The following is a 16764-nucleotide window of genomic DNA, read 5'->3' on the forward strand; positions in this document are numbered from 1 at the left end:
TCCTATACTTTTGATGTTAATAATTCAAAAATATTTTCTGCTATCCTTTTTTCTTCAGGTAACATACCTCCCATTCTTCCGTAAAAATTTACAGGTTTATAATCTTTGACTGATAATCTCACATCTTCTACCATTTGTCCTGCACTCATCTCTACTACTAAGAATCCTTTTAAGTGCTTTTGTAATGCTAGTTCCATAAGTCTGTACTCTGGAAATGGAAATGCGCTTTGAATTCTGAATGTTCCTATTTTATAGCCTTCTTTTCTCATCTTTTTGGTTATCGCTTTACAAATTCTTGCTGGGGTTCCATAGGCTACTAATATAACCTCAGCATCTTCAATCATGTATTCTTCGTACATTACGAATTCTGATTTTATCTTGGAATATTTTTGTTGTAGTTTTATGTTGTTTAGTTCAACTCCATTATCATCTAACCATAGTGTCCTAATTACATTTTTAGGTCTTCCTTTTGCACCTGTTAGAGCCCAAGGTTTTTCATAGGTTTTTGGTGTGTAGTTTTGTGGAAACTCTGCTGGTTCTACCATTTGTCCTACTATTCCGTCAACTAGTATTAGGACAGGGATAAGGTATTTATCTGCAAGATCAAAACCAAGGATAGTAAAGTCTATCATTTCTTGAACATATGCAGGGGTCAAAACTATTAGTTTATAGTCACCATGTCCTCCCCCTTTGACTGCTTGAAAGTAGTCTCCTTGAGCACCTGCTATGTTACCTAGGCCAGGGCCTCCTCTCATTATATTTGCGACAACGCAAGGTAAATGTCCTGCTGCTAAGTAGGACATGCCTTCTTGCATAAGGCTAAAACCAGGCGATGATGTAGTAGTCATAACTCTAACTCCTGTTGCCGCTGCTCCAAAAACCATGTTTATAGCAGCAGTTTCACTCTCTGCTTGGACAAAAACACCTCCGACTTCAGGCATCCTTTTAGCCATATATGCTGTTATTTCATTTTGGGGAGTTATTGGATATCCAAAGTAATGTCTACACCCAGCTATTATTGCTGCTTCAGATAGTGCATCATTTCCCTTCAAAAATTGTTTCATATATACCTCCTAGTTATGATGAAGGACCTGCTATGAGTTCTTGTCCCATATAAACTTTTATTGCTAAATCAGGACAAACAGATGCGCACTTTTTGCATCCGGTGCATTTTTCGTTGAATGTTGGTTCGACGTATATCCAACCTTTTGAATTAAACTTACCACTTGTGTCTATCACATTTTCAGGGCATTCATATACACACAACATACATCCTTTACATCTTTCAGGATCAACTTCTATAAAAGTTGATATTATTTTGTCTTTTACTATTCTTTCCATAAAAATCTCCTTTTATACATTTCATTATAGTTAGGTGGAGTTACTTCTATGAAGTTTACAAACCTTCAATGATATGATATGATAAACTAGTTGACTTTTTAAAGTCAATAAGCAAGGAGATTATGAATATATAAGTTAGTTACATCAAATAAATCTTACAAATATAAACTTTCGTGATTATGAAATAGTAGTGAGTTTAGTTGGTAAATGTTCTAGTAGGCAATTTGTAAAACCTGTTTCCGTTTAATATTACTTCTTCTATTTTATTTTGGTTGAGAAGTTTGTTTACTATTTCTTTCGCTTTGAAAAATTCGATACCTTCCGAAATTACTATATCTAGTACTGTTAGTGGTCTTCTTTTTAGTATACTCAGAATATCTTCTGATATCTCTTCTTCTGACTTTTTTATGGGTTCTGGATTGGAGTAGTGTCTACTTAATACTTCAACTTTAGGATAGAAAGATGATATTATTTGTTTTGCTTTTTGTAATTCTTCAGAAGATAGTGGTATTGCTGAAGAATATGCTCCAGGTCTGTCTACAGTGTTTATTTGAACCATATCTGGTCTTATAAGGCTACAGGTTTTACCTATTTTTTGCAATTCATCTTCTGTGTCGTTTATACCTTTGACTAATAGTATTTCAAGTAGAATCTTGCCTTTAAATTCTTCTCTAAACTTTATTAATCCTTCTATAACATTTTGAATTTTTATTGTTTTGTCAGGTCTGTTGATTTTCTCGAATATTTCTTGACTTGCGGCATCCAGGGAGGGACATACAACATCAGCAAAACTAAGCCCTTTTCTAACTTCTTCTTCATATATATTACCTGAGTGGGTTAATACTGCTATTGGATATTTGAATGTGGATTTTATCTCTGCTATTATCTCGGAGAGTTTTGAATTGAGAGTTGTTTCTCCTGCCCCTGTTAGAGTTATGTGATCTATCTTCCCTACAAAGTTATCAAAAAATACCTTAAGTTCATTTATTATTGTTTCTTTTTTAACGTATTCTTTTCTAACGGTGACTGTTCTTTTAGTTATTCCAACTTCGCAGAATACACAATCGTAGTTACATATCTTATGTGGTACCAAATCTACTCCTAGGGACATTCCTAGTCTCCTTGAGGGTATTGGACCAAATACATACTTCAATTTAGTATTCATAGTATAAATCTACAAACTTATGGTTTTTTCTTCAAGATGTTATTCATTACATTTGAATGCTATACTTAAAAACAAAAACTTCATAACCTTAAACTACACCTTAGCATACTCATACTCTTCATTCTCATGTTTTTTATTAAGATCTCAGATATTCTCAAATTGCTAGATAGTGATCAGGATAAAATCTTAATGTTTTAATATTAAGTCAAGGGCTAAATAGAGAGCTTTTGATAAAATGATTTATGGTTTTTTGATAGTTACTTCTTTTATCGTTAATTTTTACTAAGCTCTTTAGCAAGCTTCGGATTTCTTTGAGTTTGAAATAGTTATTGTTTTGAGTTTATAATTATGTGAAATGAGGGTTTGATTATGGAAACTATAATGATAAAAAGTAGCCAAGTTAATAGGAAGTATTATGTAATAGATGCAGCTGGTAAACCTTTAGGAAGGCTTGGAGTTATAATTGCTAGACTTCTTATGGGTAAGCATAAGGTTGATTATACTCCACATATTGACAATGGAGACTATGTTATAGTAAAAAATGCTTCAAAGGCTATAATGACAGGTAAAAAGATGGATTATAAAGTTTTCTTCTGGCATTCTGGATATCCAGGTGGGTTAAAGCATATACATTTCAAGGAAGCAATTGAAAAAAATCCTAGATTTGTTTTTGAGAGAGTAGTTAGAGGAATGTTACCCAAGAATAGACTTAGAAAACATAGGCTAAGAAGGCTTATAGTTTTTAAAGATGAAAATGCTAAGATCCCATCTGGGGCTATTGAGTATAAAGTGTAGAGAGGTGGATTATGGCGAGTAAAGTTGTAGTTGCGAGAGGTGCTAGAAAAACTTCTGTAGCAAGGGTATTTCTTAAACCAGGAGGTAAGGGAAATGTATCTATAAACGGTTTAGATGTTAAGGATTACTTTAGAGGTATAAGTGAGCATATAGATACTGTTTTGGAACCTTTCAAAGTTACTAACACGCTTGGTAAATTTGATGTTTATATAAATATTTCAGGTGGTGGTATTTCATCTCAGGCGCAAGCTATTAGACATGGTATATCTCTTGCTTTGTCGAAGTATGATCCTCAGACACTTAGGCCAACTTTGAGAGAGTTAAATCTTGTTAGGAGAGATCCAAGAGCAGTTGAAAGAAAGAAGTATGGTAAAGTCAAGGCTAGAAAGTCGAAACAGTACTCAAAGAGATAATGTTCCATTTTGTTGCAATAGTTTATAACCCAGTAAAAGAGGAAGTAAAGAAAGTTTTAGATGCACTTAAGGATTCTTTATACAAACAAAACATAGATTTTTTCCTAATCAAATCGGATTTTTCTAATTACTCCGCTAACTTAAAGCAGTACTGGGATATTAAGAAGCCAGATTATGTTATAAGTGTTGGTGGAGATGGAACTATACTTTACTCTGCTAGACTTTTTGCTAAATTTGATGTACCAATAATAGGACTAGATGTAGGTAAGTTAGGATTCCTTATGCAATTTTCTGAAATTGAGATACCTAAAGTTGTTGAGATGATAGTAAAAGGTGAGTTTGAAGTTGAGAATAGGATGATGTTAAAAGTTTTTGCTAAGTTTATAAGTGGGGGGAAATATGTCAATAATGCTCTCAACGAGATTGTTGTTTCAAGGGGTAAATTCCATAGGTTGCTTGATATAGATGTTTTTGTGAATGGAGAATTTTTGAACAGATATAGAGCAGATGGAATTATTGTTTCTACACCTACAGGATCAACTGCTTATTCGCTATCTGCTTTTGGACCTATAGTAATGCCAAGCCTAGAAAATATTGTTATAACTCCTATATGTCCCCATACACTATCGGCAAGATCAATAGTACTTGATAGTAATAGCGTTGTCAATCTAAAGATAAAACACCAGGAACCATCGCCTGTAATAGTTATTGATGGACAGGAATATATTGATATATACGAAGATGTTGAAATAGACGTTAGTAAGTGTGATTTTTATGCTAAATTGGTCTTGAATCAATCAAGAAACTTTTTTGATGTTCTAAGAGCAAAGTTAAACTGGTAGTTGATAATCTTTTCTAGTAAGAATTGAAAACTGAATTAAGTTTTTTCTAAACTTCATTAAGTGTCATTATTTAACCTTATTTTTAGAATATCAAAATATTATAGGAACTGTACAAACTGGTGGCCGTATTATTCTGACAAAAGTGAGATAGTAATCTCTTCAATTCTTGCTCAGAATACTAAATGGAGTAATGTATTGAAGTCTCTGAATAACATAAAAGAATACCTATGTTTAACAAGTTTAGATGCGTTGAAGGGAATCAAGATTGAAGTTTTGGAAGAATTGATAAAGCCATCTGGTTTTTACAGAAGCAAAGCTAGTACTATACTTTCGGTTTTAGAATATATGGAATTAACAGGAGGTTACTCTAAACTCAAGAAGAGTTTGTTTTCTAGAGTTTTTAAGAGTGCTTCTATGAAAGAAGTGTTTAATGTGGTTGATCAATTTAGGAGAGAACTTATTAGTATAAAGGGTATAGGTAAGGAAACAGCGGATAGTATTATACTTTATTCTTTTGACTTACCTTCTTTTGTTGTGGATAACTATACTATTAGAGTTACAAACAGATTTCTTGGTAAGAACTTTTGTAAGATCAAAGATTATGATTTTTTTAAGCTAGAAGTTGAGAAAGTTATTGTTTCTGACTTTGTTTGGTTTAGAAGGATTAGCAAGTGTTTTAATAATAAAAATAATACTTTCACTTTCTATTGTGATTATGGTGGGTTACTTTTAGGTGAATTAGTTTGTATTTTAACGTGTGTTTACAAGGTTATACACGCAGGTTTTGTAGAAATTGGTAAGAATTTTTGTACTAAGTCAAAGGTGAGGTGTAATATTTGTCTTTTGTCGGAAGGTTGTAGATTTTACGAGTATATTGTCAAATTTTCTTGACAAAGAAATACAATTAATGTATCATTAATAATGAGAAGGGGTTTTGAATATGACTAATAGGTATTTGTTTTCTTTAGGTACTATAGAGGGCTTTAATACGTCAATAAGACATTTTTACAAAACTAGTGGTGTTAAAAATGCTATAGAGTCTGGTCAAAATCCTGCTGATCAAATGAATTACTATTTAGATTCTGGTGAAATTGAGCCTATACAAATAATACCTATATCTTATGCTATTTTGGTTCAGAAGTTTGGATATAGATATAAGTCTTATAACCTTTCTAGATCTCTTGATAGTTTTAATGAGATTGTAGCAAGAGTATCTTCATGGGATAAAGTGGATATGGTTATTATATATCATAATCCAGCTGTAGGTTGTATGGCTATTAATCCTAAATCCATTAAACATTTCAATAAGGTGGGATTCTTGGTGAAGAATTTTTTGGTTGTTATATATGCTAAATATATAGGTAGAGACAAAAATGAAACTAGCGAGGTTGAAGATAAAGCTATATCTCTTTTAATAAAATTACTAAATGGTGTTGATATAGGAGATGAGGATAAGGTGCTAAAAACGAAGGATTTAGAGATTAAAAAAGTTGAAAAAAAGGAAGAGGAATTAAGCGATGATTCATTTCAAATTACTCCTAAATATGGTGTTGAAGTGACAAACGAGCTTTTCCATAATGGTAATGTTGAAGCTTGGAAGAATGTTATTGAGTCTTACAATGTTAAGTATCCTCATCTTAAAGTTATGGTTTTTCATGGTGGTGAACAGATAAATGATCTTAATGCTCTTTTTAAATGGGGTAAAGTTAAGCATGGTGATACGATTTTCTTCTGTGTTGCTGGTAGAGGTATAAAAGACATAAGCAAACTAAGGAAATATCTCTTCGAGGCAGCGAGTAATAGATTTCATACCTTTCTCAAGAAGGATGTTAATAAACCGTTAGAGTTATTTTAGGGTAGGGGGGGTACATGAAAAAGGGAGAAGAATCTTTAGAGACTCTTAGAAAGAAGTTAGAGGAAAAAGATAGGTTGATTAAAGAGCTTGAAAAGATAATAAAAGCTTATGAAGCGGTTTCTGAAATAAGTAGAAATGAACTTATAGATGCTTACAAAACTATTGATGCACAGGAAAAAGTTCAGCTATTGACACAGTCTGAACTCAGAGAGAAGGATGATATAATTGAGGCTGAAGAGAGAATACTTGAAATGACTGCTGACGAACTTAAACAAGCTAGAAAAGAGCTTATAGCAAGAGAGATAGTCGAAGAACTTGCAAGAAAAGAACTTCTTGATAAAGAAAAAGTCATAAAGGCTATGGAAGTAGTTTCTGATATGATGGCTAAAGATATTAAAGAAAGAGATAAAATAATACAAGCTTTTGAAATAGCAGAGAATTTAGCTAGAGAAGAGATGATGTCTCTAAGAAAGGAATCTGAGGCTAAAGATGGTGTAATTCATCTAGCGGAGGAAGAAAGAAAAGAAACTGATAATATATTAAAAGCATATGAAAGTCTTGAAGATTTCGCTAGAATTGAGAGAGAATCTATGATGAAAACAACTGAATATCTTTTTAATACCTTTGTAGATATGATAGTTGGTATGGGATTAGTTGATAAGTCAAATGAGAAAGATTTAAGAGATGTAGCTAAAAGATTAATTTCTGAGAAATGGTATCTTGCTGTACCTAAGGTAGGTGCTATGGATTTACCAACTGCTCTGAAAATAATAGAAGCTCATGAAATAATTGAAGAAGTCATGAGAAAAGAAAAGTTAGAAATGGATAATATTTTGAGAGCTTATGAAATACTCGATGAGGTTAAAAGAAAACAGTTTGTAGAGTTATATAGTATCCTATCTGCTTATGAAAGTCTTCAAGGTTATATCTCAAGGAACAGGGAGTTTTTCGATAAATTGTTTAAAGCTTATGATAGTGTACAAGAGCTTGATAGAAAAGAAAAGATAGAAATGGATAAAACAATAAAAGCATACGAAGTTGTTGAAGAACTTGCTAGGCAAGAACTTATAGAAAGAGATAAAATTACCAAAGCTTATGAGATAGTTGAAGATATGGCAAGAAAAGAGCTTATTGATAGGGATAGAATAATTCAGGCTCATGAGATAGTAGAAGAGCTTGCTAGACAGGAAATAATACAACTAAAAGAGATAACGAGAGCTCACGAAATAGTTGAAGAAATGGCTAGGAGAGAGTTGATTGATAGAGACAGGATAATAGAGGCGTATGATAAGCTTTCGGATTTTACCTCGGAAGAAATAAGGAAACTCAAGGAACAGAAATAAATTTTACTTATTGCTGCTGCTCTCTATACTTTTCGTATATTTCTTCGAATTTTGTGTTTAATTCTTTAAATGCTTGTAGTATATCTGGATCGAAATGTTGTGGTTTGGTTCTACCATCTCCTTCGGTTATTATCCTTACAACTTTGTCGTGAGGTAATTCTGGTTTGTATATCCTTGGAGACCTCAAAGCGTCATAGATATCTGCTATTGCTACTATTCTAGCACTTACTGGAATTTGATTCTCTTTTAATCCATAAGGATATCCACTACTATCCCACTTCTCGTGATGTGATAGTGCTATTTCTCTAGCCATACTTAGTTTTGGATGGTCTCCTAATATTATTGCTCCTGCTATTGTGTGTTCTTTCATTATTTCAAACTCTTCTGATGTTAGTGTACCTGGTTTTCTAAGTATTTCCCTAGGTATTTTAAGTTTTCCTATATCATGCATTTGTGATGCGTAATATATTGAATTACAAAATTCATTACTGAATCCTAGAAAACTTGCTATTAGTTTTGAATATTCTCCTACTCTGTATATGTGTACTCCTGTTTCTTCATCCATTTCTTCTGCTGCTCTTGCTAGTGACTGCATAGTGTAAATAAAAGCATTATCTACTTCTTTTACTTCTTCGAATATTGTTTTCATAAGTAAATAATTAACTATTATAGATTCAAGCATGTTAATATCCCAGTGTGATACCTTTGATGAATAGTTGAAACCTATAATTAGGTAGTTCTCAGAGTGGATTGCTAGAAAGTTGTAAATAGGATTAATAACACTTGTTACTTCATTTGAAAAGAACTTTGAAAATTCTTGAGGTGATATACCTTCTTCTGTGTGATCTGCCCATATTACCTTGGTTTTGTTGATTTTCTTCCTCGAATAGAAGTTGATAGGAATGTTTATTGTATCGATATATAGTATTTGTTTTTCTTGAATTATAGCAAACAGTTTTGAATTTATTAGTGTACTATTTAATTTCCCTAATAGCAAGAATGAAGGTAGATTTACACTGGATTGTAGAAGTATCTTCGATATTATATCCATTTCTATTTCATCAAATGAAGTTGTTTTGTACCCTAGTATTTTATTTAACAAAATGGTTGAATATGATTCTAGAGTTGTTATGTTTTTGAATGTTGTTTCAAGTTTCTTCTTACTCATTAGTATCTGCGTTAAATATGATACTGTGTTATTTATGTGTAAAAAGTCATCCTTAAGAAGGATTTGAACATCCGCTAGTGATTCTAGAAATTCTCTCGAAGTTTCTTCTGCTGTTTCATAAAATCCTAGTACTGAAAATATATGCGAGTTAAGGGGGTTAGATTTTATGTTTCTTATCAAGTTTATTCCTGACATGTTATCTGCTTCGTTGTCGCATATTAGCATTTCGACATTTGTTTTGTTTATCAATGTCATAACTTCTTGATACGTGTTGGCGCTGAATATGTTAAAATTTGACATTATAAGAGAAGTTGTTATCTCCTGTCTTATGTCAGGATTTTTTATTAACAAAACTACATTGTTTTGAGGAAATTTTGATAGTTCCTTTGTTATTATAGTTTGTGTTTCGAGTAGCAATATATAAAATACTTCAGATATAAATATGTCTATTGGCTCGTTCAGTGAAAAGTTATCAGAGGTCTTTATGGTAACTATAAACTTTATTTCATTTTGGTGAGTTATAGGTATAATAATATCAACATCTAATTTTGTAAATAGCTCAAGCGAAGATTTGTTGTGTTTTTCCAAAAACTTATAAGATTTTGATAAAATGTTATTTATATCTCCATCAGATAGTTTATATTCTTTTAATTTGTCAATAAATCCCTTATCTCCATCTATTGCTAGAAAAATGTCAATGACTTTTTTTGAGTTGTTGAAAGTATATAGTTCTATTATGTTTGTACCTAGAAATTGTGTTATCGAGTTGTGTAATTTGCTTATTATTATTCCGATATTCAGAGATGATATATCCTCATCAGTTATGTTGCTTATAAAGCTTTTTACAAGTTGTTTTATTATCTTATCAGATCTTTGTTTTATTACTTTGTACAATAGCAATGATATTGGTATTGATGATAGAGCTACAAAAATAGTTACTATGTCTGATGGTGTCATACTGTTAGCTGTTTTAAGTATCTGTTTATCGTAGATTAGTGTTAATGCTAAATAGAATTGAGGTAATATAGCAAACATGGTAATAATAAGTTTTATAGCGTCCTTTAAGATATCTCTTTGATTTGTTACAAATGGAGATATTGAATAAACTAAACTGCTTAGTATCGAAGATATACCCAACGGTAGGAACGACGTATATACATATTGTGGAGTGCTATAAATTAGAATCGACACAGCTAGAGGAAGGGTTAATACAATTTCTTCAAATATTTTTATTTGTGAAGTTTCGTTTATAACTTTCATGTAAACCACTGAAATGGTATTTATCAGAATGTTAATTAGAGAGATCAATTTTGTATATAATATGAAATGATTATTGTCTATAAGTCCTAGAAGATTTGTAGAAATTATTGCTAGGAAGGTTATTAATGAGAATATGTTAGAAGTATAGAGAATCAACTTTATTATTTTTATGGTCCTGTGTTTATAAAATCTTTTTTCTCTGATATATCTTGCTAATAGAATGTTAATTATCAATGTGAATATAAACACATTTGTAAAAAGTGCTTTTATGAGTACCTCACTGTTAATCTTCATCTCTTCAAGTATTGTTATTGCTAACAAAGTCAAGAAGATAAGCGATAGTATAATGCTTTTAATTCCATACCTTGTCCTTATGTTTAACTTTATACTATTAAAGATTGTATAGGCTGTTAAAACTACGTATATTAGAAAATACCCTATTAGTATGTTTGCTTTTTCCATGCTAAAAATATAACTTAGCTGTGTATCTGGATTCAAGAGAATATAAATGATTTTCTGAGATTACAGTATTTCTGGAAAGATAAAACAAAAGTAAGAGGTAGTTTATGGGAGTGTATATAAATACACCTATATAGGATATTTAATATTTACCGTTGTTGATACATGTTTTGGTAATCTACATAGGATATAAGAGGCAATCGGTAATGATTAGAGTTTGTTGGGAAGGTTCATCAATAAGGGAATCGAATATTGATGATGAAGTATATAAGTTGTACACGTTACCGGTTAATGCTAAATTTAGTGGTGTTGTATTTTTTTTTCTACGGTATTTAGTACTTGAGGTAGAAATAACGGGAGTGATTACTAGTTTGAATGAAAATGATCAGAAAATAATTTTGTTACTAAGGGGAGGTTGATTGTTGGGGTTAACATTATAAAAAACTATCTTTGGAATTTGATTTTAAGCTGCAGACATAAGAGTTAGAATTTAGAGAATGATTAATACTCTTGCTGCTAATTTGATGTTGTAATATCAAAGGAGATGGTATTTCTTAATTTGTGAACAATTTTAGTATTTTTAACGAATTCTATTTTTGAAGACCTGTGATTTTCTGTAGATTCGAATTTTTTTGAAATTTTCTGATAGTAAATAAGTGGATAAGGATAGTGGTATTATTTAGAATTATGACGCTTAGTGATAATGGAGGATATGTTATGTATTTAGGAGTTGATTTAGGCGGAACTAACATAAAAGCTGGTATAATTGACGATGATGGAAAGATTGTATCAAGCTTGAGTATTCCTACCGAGGCGAATCAAGGGTGGAATAGAGTTTTGGATAACATAAAAAAAGTTATCACTAACCTTATCTCTGATAAAGAGATAAAAGCTATAGGTATAGGAGTGCCAGGTCCTGTTGATTTTGAAAGAGGTGTTATAAAAGATATGCCTGCTATAAGTGGTGCAAAGAATGTTAACATAGTTGAAGAGATTAGGAAAACATTTGGTAAACCAACTTTTGTTGATAATGATGCCAATAACTTTGCTTTAGGAGAGATAGTTTTTGGTGTTGCTAGAGGTAGAAAATATGTAGTTGGTATAACTATTGGTACTGGTATAGGTGGTGGAATAGTTGTTGATGGTAAGATATACAGGGGAGCTAGGAATTATGCTGGTGAGGTTGGACATATGGTAGTTGTACCAAATGGTTTGCAATGTAACTGTGGTAAATTTGGATGTTGGGAGGCATATGGTTCAGCAACTGCTATCATAAGGAATGCGCTTTCATATAAGAAAAGAGATATTCAGACAAAGCTTTCAACAATTTCTGATGAAAGAATAGATGCTAAGGTAGTTTTTGATTTAGCAAGAGAAGGAGATGAATTCTGTAATGGAATATTGCAGAGTGCTTTTTTTTACATAGGAATAGGAATAGCATCTATTGTTAACATACTGAATCCAGAAATAGTTGTTATAGGTGGAGGAGTATCAACAGCAGGGGATTTTCTACTTGATCCTGTCAAAAAAGTAGCATTTGAAAATATGTTACCGCCTCTAAGAGAGAATATTGAGATTGTTTTGTCTAGATTTGGTAACAATGCAGGTATGCTTGGTGCTGCAGGACTTGCTAAAACAGAGTATAAGGGTTATTGAAGTTTAAATTTGATAAACGTGCCATTATATACTAGGTTTGCACCACCAGTCATATATACATTACCGTCTTCTCCGAGTTCAACATCTAAATATCCACCGAGGAGATGGACTCTTAGTTTTCTAGAATTTACGTAATTGTTTAAGATTGTTGCAACAGCTGATGCACATGCTCCAGTACCGCAAGCCATAGTTTCTCCGCTACCGCGTTCCCAGACTCTCATTGAAATTTCTTCGTTATTTATTATCTTTACAAATTCAACATTTACTCTATTAGGAAACAAAGGATGATTTTCTATTTTGGGTCCTATCTCACTTAGATCTAAGTTGGATATGTCTTCTTTAAATATAACGCAGTGTGGGTTTCCCATGGAAATAACGTTTATCTTGAATTTATCAAATCCAAAATCAAATTCTTCATTTATAACTTTGTTTTTGTTTACTATTGATTTATCGATTGGTACTTTGTCTGCTTCTAAAATAGGTCTACCCATGTTTACCCTAAAGAGAGTTTCTTTACTTTCTATTACTTCTATCGTTTTAAGTCCTGCCTTAGTCATTACGTTAATTTTATTTTTTTTGTTTACGTATTCGTAGAAGTATTTTGCTACTTGTCTTATTCCATTTCCACACATTTCTGCTTCACTACCGTCTGCATTGAATATTCTCATTTCACAGTCGTATTCTTTATTAGGAATTATGAATATAATACCATCTCCTCCTATACCAAAATGTCTATCACACAGACTGGATGCTAATTCTTTCACCTTGTCAACTAAGTTATAGTAGTCATTATTGAAAAGGTCTATTAGTATGTAATCATTCCCTAATGCTTCTGCTTTTGTGAACCTTATCATTTTTACCCTCCAATTTATTGTTGTTTAGAGTACTATTTTCTAGTATCATTGATTATAATCAATTTAAATGTATAAAGTAAACAACGATTTTTAGAGTGCTTTTAAATTGTTACATTGGCATCTAGTAAATTGCTAATATATAAGTTGAATACCTTACACTAAGGAATGTAAAGCTAGATCGCATTATTACTTTAAGATTAAGAATTCCCAACTTACCTTCGGTGGTTGATCTTTTAGGGAAGGTAAGTCAGGATAGTAAAAGAAATTTACTTTTCTAGAGTTGCTCTTATCATCCAGGCAATTTTTTCTTTCTTTTCTAAGATACCTGCTAAGAAGTTTGTTGTTGCTTCGTCTTTGTTTGAGGATGAAATCTCTATGTATTTTCTTATGTCTTTGATTATTATTTCATGATCTTTAAGTAAATTCTCTAACATTTGTTTGTCGGTTATAAACTCGTTGTTTTCTTCTAATTTTGTCTCTGAAAGAAAATTTTTCAGAGATGCTGGAACTTTTAATCCTAGTGCTCTAATTCTTTCTGCTATGTCGTCAATCTCTTCGAATATCTCTTCGTAGATTTTTTGGAAGAATTCGTGTAACTCTTTAAAGTGGGGACCTACTACATTCCAATGATAATTCCTTGCTTTGACATATAGCACAAACTCGTCTGAAAGAAGCTTAAATAGCAATGATGATATTTGCTCTCTGACTTTTTCTGATAGACCTGTATCTATCTTTTCTACATCAACTTTTATCATATAATCCTCCTTATTTGTTTTATAATACTAACTTTTATCTATTAAGTCAAGAGAGTTTAAGTTATGGTAATTTTGTTCAATTTTAGTTGTGAATTTCGTTTATAATTACTCTTCTTATGTCTGAACTTCATATTTCTCTTTTAATATTTATTTTTGTTTACGTCGTTATATCTGCTAGGCAAACGACAATATTTAATCTTGATAGTACTTCTGTTGTATTAGTAGGCTCTTTATTTATGATTTTATTTGGTGTTATGACTCTCGAGGAGGCATTTCATTCAATTGACCCTAATACGATATTTCTACTGATTGGTACTATGATATTTTCTGCTTATCTTGAGAGAACTAGATTTTTTGAATTTACGTCTATTTGGTTTATAAAAAAATCTAAAGTACCTAGTATTATGCTATTAGTTATAATGATTTTGTCTGCTTTTTTATCAGCATTTTTTGTTAATGACACTGTGTGTCTTCTTATGACACCACTTGTTATTGCAATAACTAGAAGGTCAAATTTAAATCCTGTTCCGTTTTTACTTGGGTTGGTTATGTCTTCAAATGTAGGTAGTGCTATGACTCTTATAGGTAATCCTCAGAATATGATAATAGCAGTTAGTTCAGGACTTGAATTCTCAAGATATTTTTTCTATGTTTTCCCGCTGGTTATCGTATGTTTGTTTGTTATCTATTTCTTTATATTGCTTTTGTTTAAAAAGGATATAAGTAACAGTAAACTTGATCTCAATCTGCCTATTTACAGAGTCCCTCAACCCTATGTCAGGATACTATACAGACTTGGAGTTTTGTTTGTGTTATTCGTTATGCTACTTTTTCTACCCATAGAAAGTTACTTAGGTATTTCTAGAAGCGATAAACTTCCTTTGGTTGCTATGATGATAGGATCTTTGGCAATAATGTTAGGTAGGTTTAGACCTGATGAGACTCTTAAGATGGTTGATTGGACCTTAATACTGTTCTTTTCGGGACTTTTTATGGTTGTTGAGGGGGTTAGAAAAGGTGGTGTTATAGAGTTAATGTATTCACTTTTGTCACCATATTTCGGTAATACTGAACTTAAACAGTATCTTTCTTTTTCGTTTCTAACGCTTATAGGTTCTAATATAGTTTCAAATGTACCTTATGTAGTTTTGGCAAAATCTTGGGTATCAAATTTCGTGAATCCTGATAAGGTTTGGGTTTTACTAGCAGTTATAAGTACCTTTGCAGGTAACCTTACAGTAATAGGTTCTGTTGCTAATATAATAGTGCTTGAAAAGTCAAAAAGATTCGCGAATATAAATTTCTGGACGTATTCGAAGGTTGGTGTTCCTATAACTATCATAACTTCTACACTTGCTGTAGTATATTTAATACTTATGCCTTTTTGAGAGGTTATATTTTTGTTTGATCTTTTATCATGTTTGTTAACAGTCTTTGGGTAGTGTAAAATTTTTTTAGAGTTTGTGGTAAAATATTTAACATTTCCTTGGAATTAATTTTATGTAATTTAGTTTGTAAGTCTATTTTTAGTGTTCTTTTAGCTTGCAGAAATTTTGGTACGAAACTTGCTCAACCGAATATGTATTAGAATTTTGTTGTCTGAGGGAGGTTTCAGGGGTAAGATATGTTTTTGAAGTTGGTATTTACTGAGGAATTTGTAGTGGTTCTTATATGAGTGGTACTTCATCGAATTTAACTAATGGAGTTTTAGAGGTTGGTTATCCTGATGTTGCTTCTTTATATCAATGGAATTTGGAGTTGAGAGATTTTGAGTACTATAATGTATACTTTTATGTAGTTTAGGTGGATAGTAGATATGAAGGGGTACCGCAGGTATTTCTGACTAAAATTGATACTTATGGCAATATTATTTACTCGACGGATATGGAAGTGTCTTTAATTGCTCTTACAAGTAGTAACTATCAAGATTTTGCTATGAGGCCAACAATCTCTGAGTGGAATGAGAATAACATATATGTATCGTTTGGTTTTTGTATCAGAGGTAATACGTGCGGGACATGTACTAGTAAGTGGTGAGATACAGGAAACAGTTTTATCTTTTTATGGGCCAGAAGAATAGATAATAGATTTGGTGATCAATGAGCTATACTCTTGTTATTTGGAAAATTTCTTCTGCTGTAGATGCTAACGTTATGGATGTAGGAGTGGAGAAAAGATCCTATGTTATTGTGAAGAACATGTGGGAGGTGAGGTAATTACGGTAAGAGGAACTAGGAGGTGATGATAACTGGAGTGTGAGGTATTTTACAAAATGTTGGTGGTACATTTGTTATAAAGAGTGATGGTAACAAGGATCAGTGGGATATTACATATTACTCAAGTGCTACAAATGACATAACATCATATAGGGTTGGTTCAGGGTACTATTTGTCATTTAATCCTTATTTCTATAACAGTACAGCTTGATTCTATTTACGATAGTGGTTTTTCTTTCAAGGTAGGATCTGAGTATATTTGGATGCTTACGTTTTGGGATGGTATAGTGAGAGTTGGATTAGGATATGATACTCTGCTATCAAAAGATTTAGGAATTCTTTCAGGTCTTGGAGGAGGATTTGATGTAACTTGGTATGGTGCAACGGTAAAGTACTTCCGACTATATCGTTAATACTAATACCTAAAGATGATACTAAAAGATAGTAAGGACTATAAGTTTATTAACATAAAGATAAATGTAGCTGACAACGTAGGAATAAAGCATTGGAGTTATGGGATAGTTGATAACAGTGATAATGTTGTTTATGGATATGGTATAACAAATGCAAAATCTCTACCTAAAGTGTCGAAAACTATAGAATGGGATGGTAAATCTCTAGTAGGATCACCTTATGTATGAT

18 protein-coding genes are annotated in these 16764 nt (G+C 31.9%); 12 read left to right on the plus strand and 6 right to left on the minus strand.

Features of this window, described 5'->3' with window-relative positions:
• Positions 1-2 precede the first annotated feature (2 nt).
• The 3 genes from N2712_04505 to N2712_04515 all read right to left on the minus strand — a co-directional run bounded on the left by N2712_04505 (position 3) and on the right by N2712_04515 (position 2506).
• A complete protein-coding gene (locus tag N2712_04505; protein MCX8029240.1) occupies positions 3-1064 on the minus strand; it encodes a 3-methyl-2-oxobutanoate dehydrogenase subunit VorB in 1062 nt (353 codons plus the stop codon).
• A 13-nt stretch (positions 1065-1077) separates the two neighbouring features.
• Positions 1078-1341 carry a 4Fe-4S binding protein gene (locus N2712_04510; protein MCX8029241.1) on the minus strand — a complete coding sequence of 88 codons (264 nt, stop codon included), beginning with the start codon at positions 1339-1341 and terminating at the stop codon, positions 1078-1080.
• A 196-nt stretch (positions 1342-1537) separates the two neighbouring features.
• Positions 1538-2506, minus strand: coding sequence for a radical SAM protein (locus N2712_04515; GenBank protein MCX8029242.1), 969 nt, complete (start codon positions 2504-2506; stop codon positions 1538-1540).
• 369 nt (positions 2507-2875) lie between these two features.
• Here N2712_04515 and rplM point away from each other — a divergent pair, with 369 nt between their 5' ends.
• Genes rplM through N2712_04545 form a run of 6 tightly spaced genes read left to right on the plus strand, consistent with a single transcriptional unit; the run spans position 2876 to position 7754 of the window.
• Positions 2876-3301 (plus strand): 50S ribosomal protein L13, encoded by a 426-nt coding sequence (gene rplM, locus N2712_04520; GenBank protein ID MCX8029243.1) that lies wholly within the window; start codon positions 2876-2878, stop codon positions 3299-3301.
• A gap of 11 nt (positions 3302-3312) precedes the next feature.
• Positions 3313-3714, plus strand: a complete 402-nt coding sequence (rpsI, locus tag N2712_04525; GenBank protein MCX8029244.1) for a 30S ribosomal protein S9 — start codon at positions 3313-3315, stop codon at positions 3712-3714.
• The gene (locus tag N2712_04530; protein ID MCX8029245.1) at positions 3714-4556 is read left to right on the plus strand and encodes an NAD(+)/NADH kinase; all 843 of its coding nucleotides are present in this window, start codon (positions 3714-3716) and stop codon (positions 4554-4556) included. Before rpsI ends, N2712_04530 begins: the two co-directional genes overlap by 1 nt.
• Positions 4557-4616: 60 nt before the next feature.
• Positions 4617-5447 (plus strand): hypothetical protein, encoded by an 831-nt coding sequence (locus tag N2712_04535; protein MCX8029246.1) that lies wholly within the window; start codon positions 4617-4619, stop codon positions 5445-5447.
• Between the two features lie 49 nt (positions 5448-5496).
• Positions 5497-6411: a hypothetical protein gene (locus N2712_04540; protein MCX8029247.1), complete on the plus strand. Its 915-nt coding sequence runs from the start codon at positions 5497-5499 to the stop codon at positions 6409-6411.
• 14 nt (positions 6412-6425) lie between these two features.
• Positions 6426-7754 carry a hypothetical protein gene (locus N2712_04545; GenBank protein ID MCX8029248.1) on the plus strand — a complete coding sequence of 443 codons (1329 nt, stop codon included), beginning with the start codon at positions 6426-6428 and terminating at the stop codon, positions 7752-7754.
• Positions 7755-7761: 7 nt separating this feature from the next.
• Here the strand turns inward: N2712_04545 and N2712_04550 are convergent, their stop codons facing one another.
• Positions 7762-10644 (minus strand): HD domain-containing protein, encoded by a 2883-nt coding sequence (locus tag N2712_04550; GenBank protein ID MCX8029249.1) that lies wholly within the window; start codon positions 10642-10644, stop codon positions 7762-7764.
• A 203-nt stretch (positions 10645-10847) separates the two neighbouring features.
• Between N2712_04550 and N2712_04555 the strand changes: the two genes are divergently transcribed.
• Together N2712_04555 and N2712_04560 are read left to right on the plus strand one after the other, a co-directional pair.
• Positions 10848-11060 (plus strand): hypothetical protein, encoded by a 213-nt coding sequence (locus N2712_04555; GenBank protein ID MCX8029250.1) that lies wholly within the window; start codon positions 10848-10850, stop codon positions 11058-11060.
• Positions 11061-11310: 250 nt separating this feature from the next.
• Positions 11311-12297 carry an ROK family protein gene (locus tag N2712_04560; GenBank protein MCX8029251.1) on the plus strand — a complete coding sequence of 329 codons (987 nt, stop codon included), beginning with the start codon at positions 11311-11313 and terminating at the stop codon, positions 12295-12297.
• Here N2712_04560 and dapF read toward each other — a convergent pair.
• Positions 12291-13151, minus strand: a complete 861-nt coding sequence (gene dapF / locus N2712_04565) for a diaminopimelate epimerase (GenBank protein ID MCX8029252.1) — start codon at positions 13149-13151, stop codon at positions 12291-12293. The two genes, N2712_04560 and dapF, sit on opposite strands and share 7 nt — an antisense overlap.
• Before the next feature lie 266 nt (positions 13152-13417).
• A complete protein-coding gene (locus N2712_04570) occupies positions 13418-13906 on the minus strand; it encodes a DNA starvation/stationary phase protection protein (protein ID MCX8029253.1) in 489 nt (162 codons plus the stop codon).
• 116 nt (positions 13907-14022) lie between these two features.
• Between N2712_04570 and N2712_04575 the strand changes: the two genes are divergently transcribed.
• The 4 genes from N2712_04575 to N2712_04590 all read left to right on the plus strand — a co-directional run bounded on the left by N2712_04575 (position 14023) and on the right by N2712_04590 (position 16763).
• Positions 14023-15294: an SLC13 family permease gene (locus N2712_04575; GenBank protein MCX8029254.1), complete on the plus strand. Its 1272-nt coding sequence runs from the start codon at positions 14023-14025 to the stop codon at positions 15292-15294.
• 283 nt (positions 15295-15577) lie between these two features.
• The gene (locus N2712_04580) at positions 15578-15709 is read left to right on the plus strand and encodes a hypothetical protein (GenBank protein MCX8029255.1); all 132 of its coding nucleotides are present in this window, start codon (positions 15578-15580) and stop codon (positions 15707-15709) included.
• Positions 15710-16385: 676 nt separating this feature from the next.
• Positions 16386-16535, plus strand: a complete 150-nt coding sequence (locus N2712_04585; protein ID MCX8029256.1) for a hypothetical protein — start codon at positions 16386-16388, stop codon at positions 16533-16535.
• Positions 16536-16550: 15 nt separating this feature from the next.
• Positions 16551-16763, plus strand: coding sequence for a hypothetical protein (locus N2712_04590; protein ID MCX8029257.1), 213 nt, complete (start codon positions 16551-16553; stop codon positions 16761-16763).
• Position 16764 lies beyond the last annotated feature (1 nt).

The sequence above is a fragment of the Brevinematales bacterium genome (assembly GCA_026415355.1).
Taxonomy (GTDB): Bacteria; Spirochaetota; Brevinematia; order DTOW01; family DTOW01; genus SKYB106.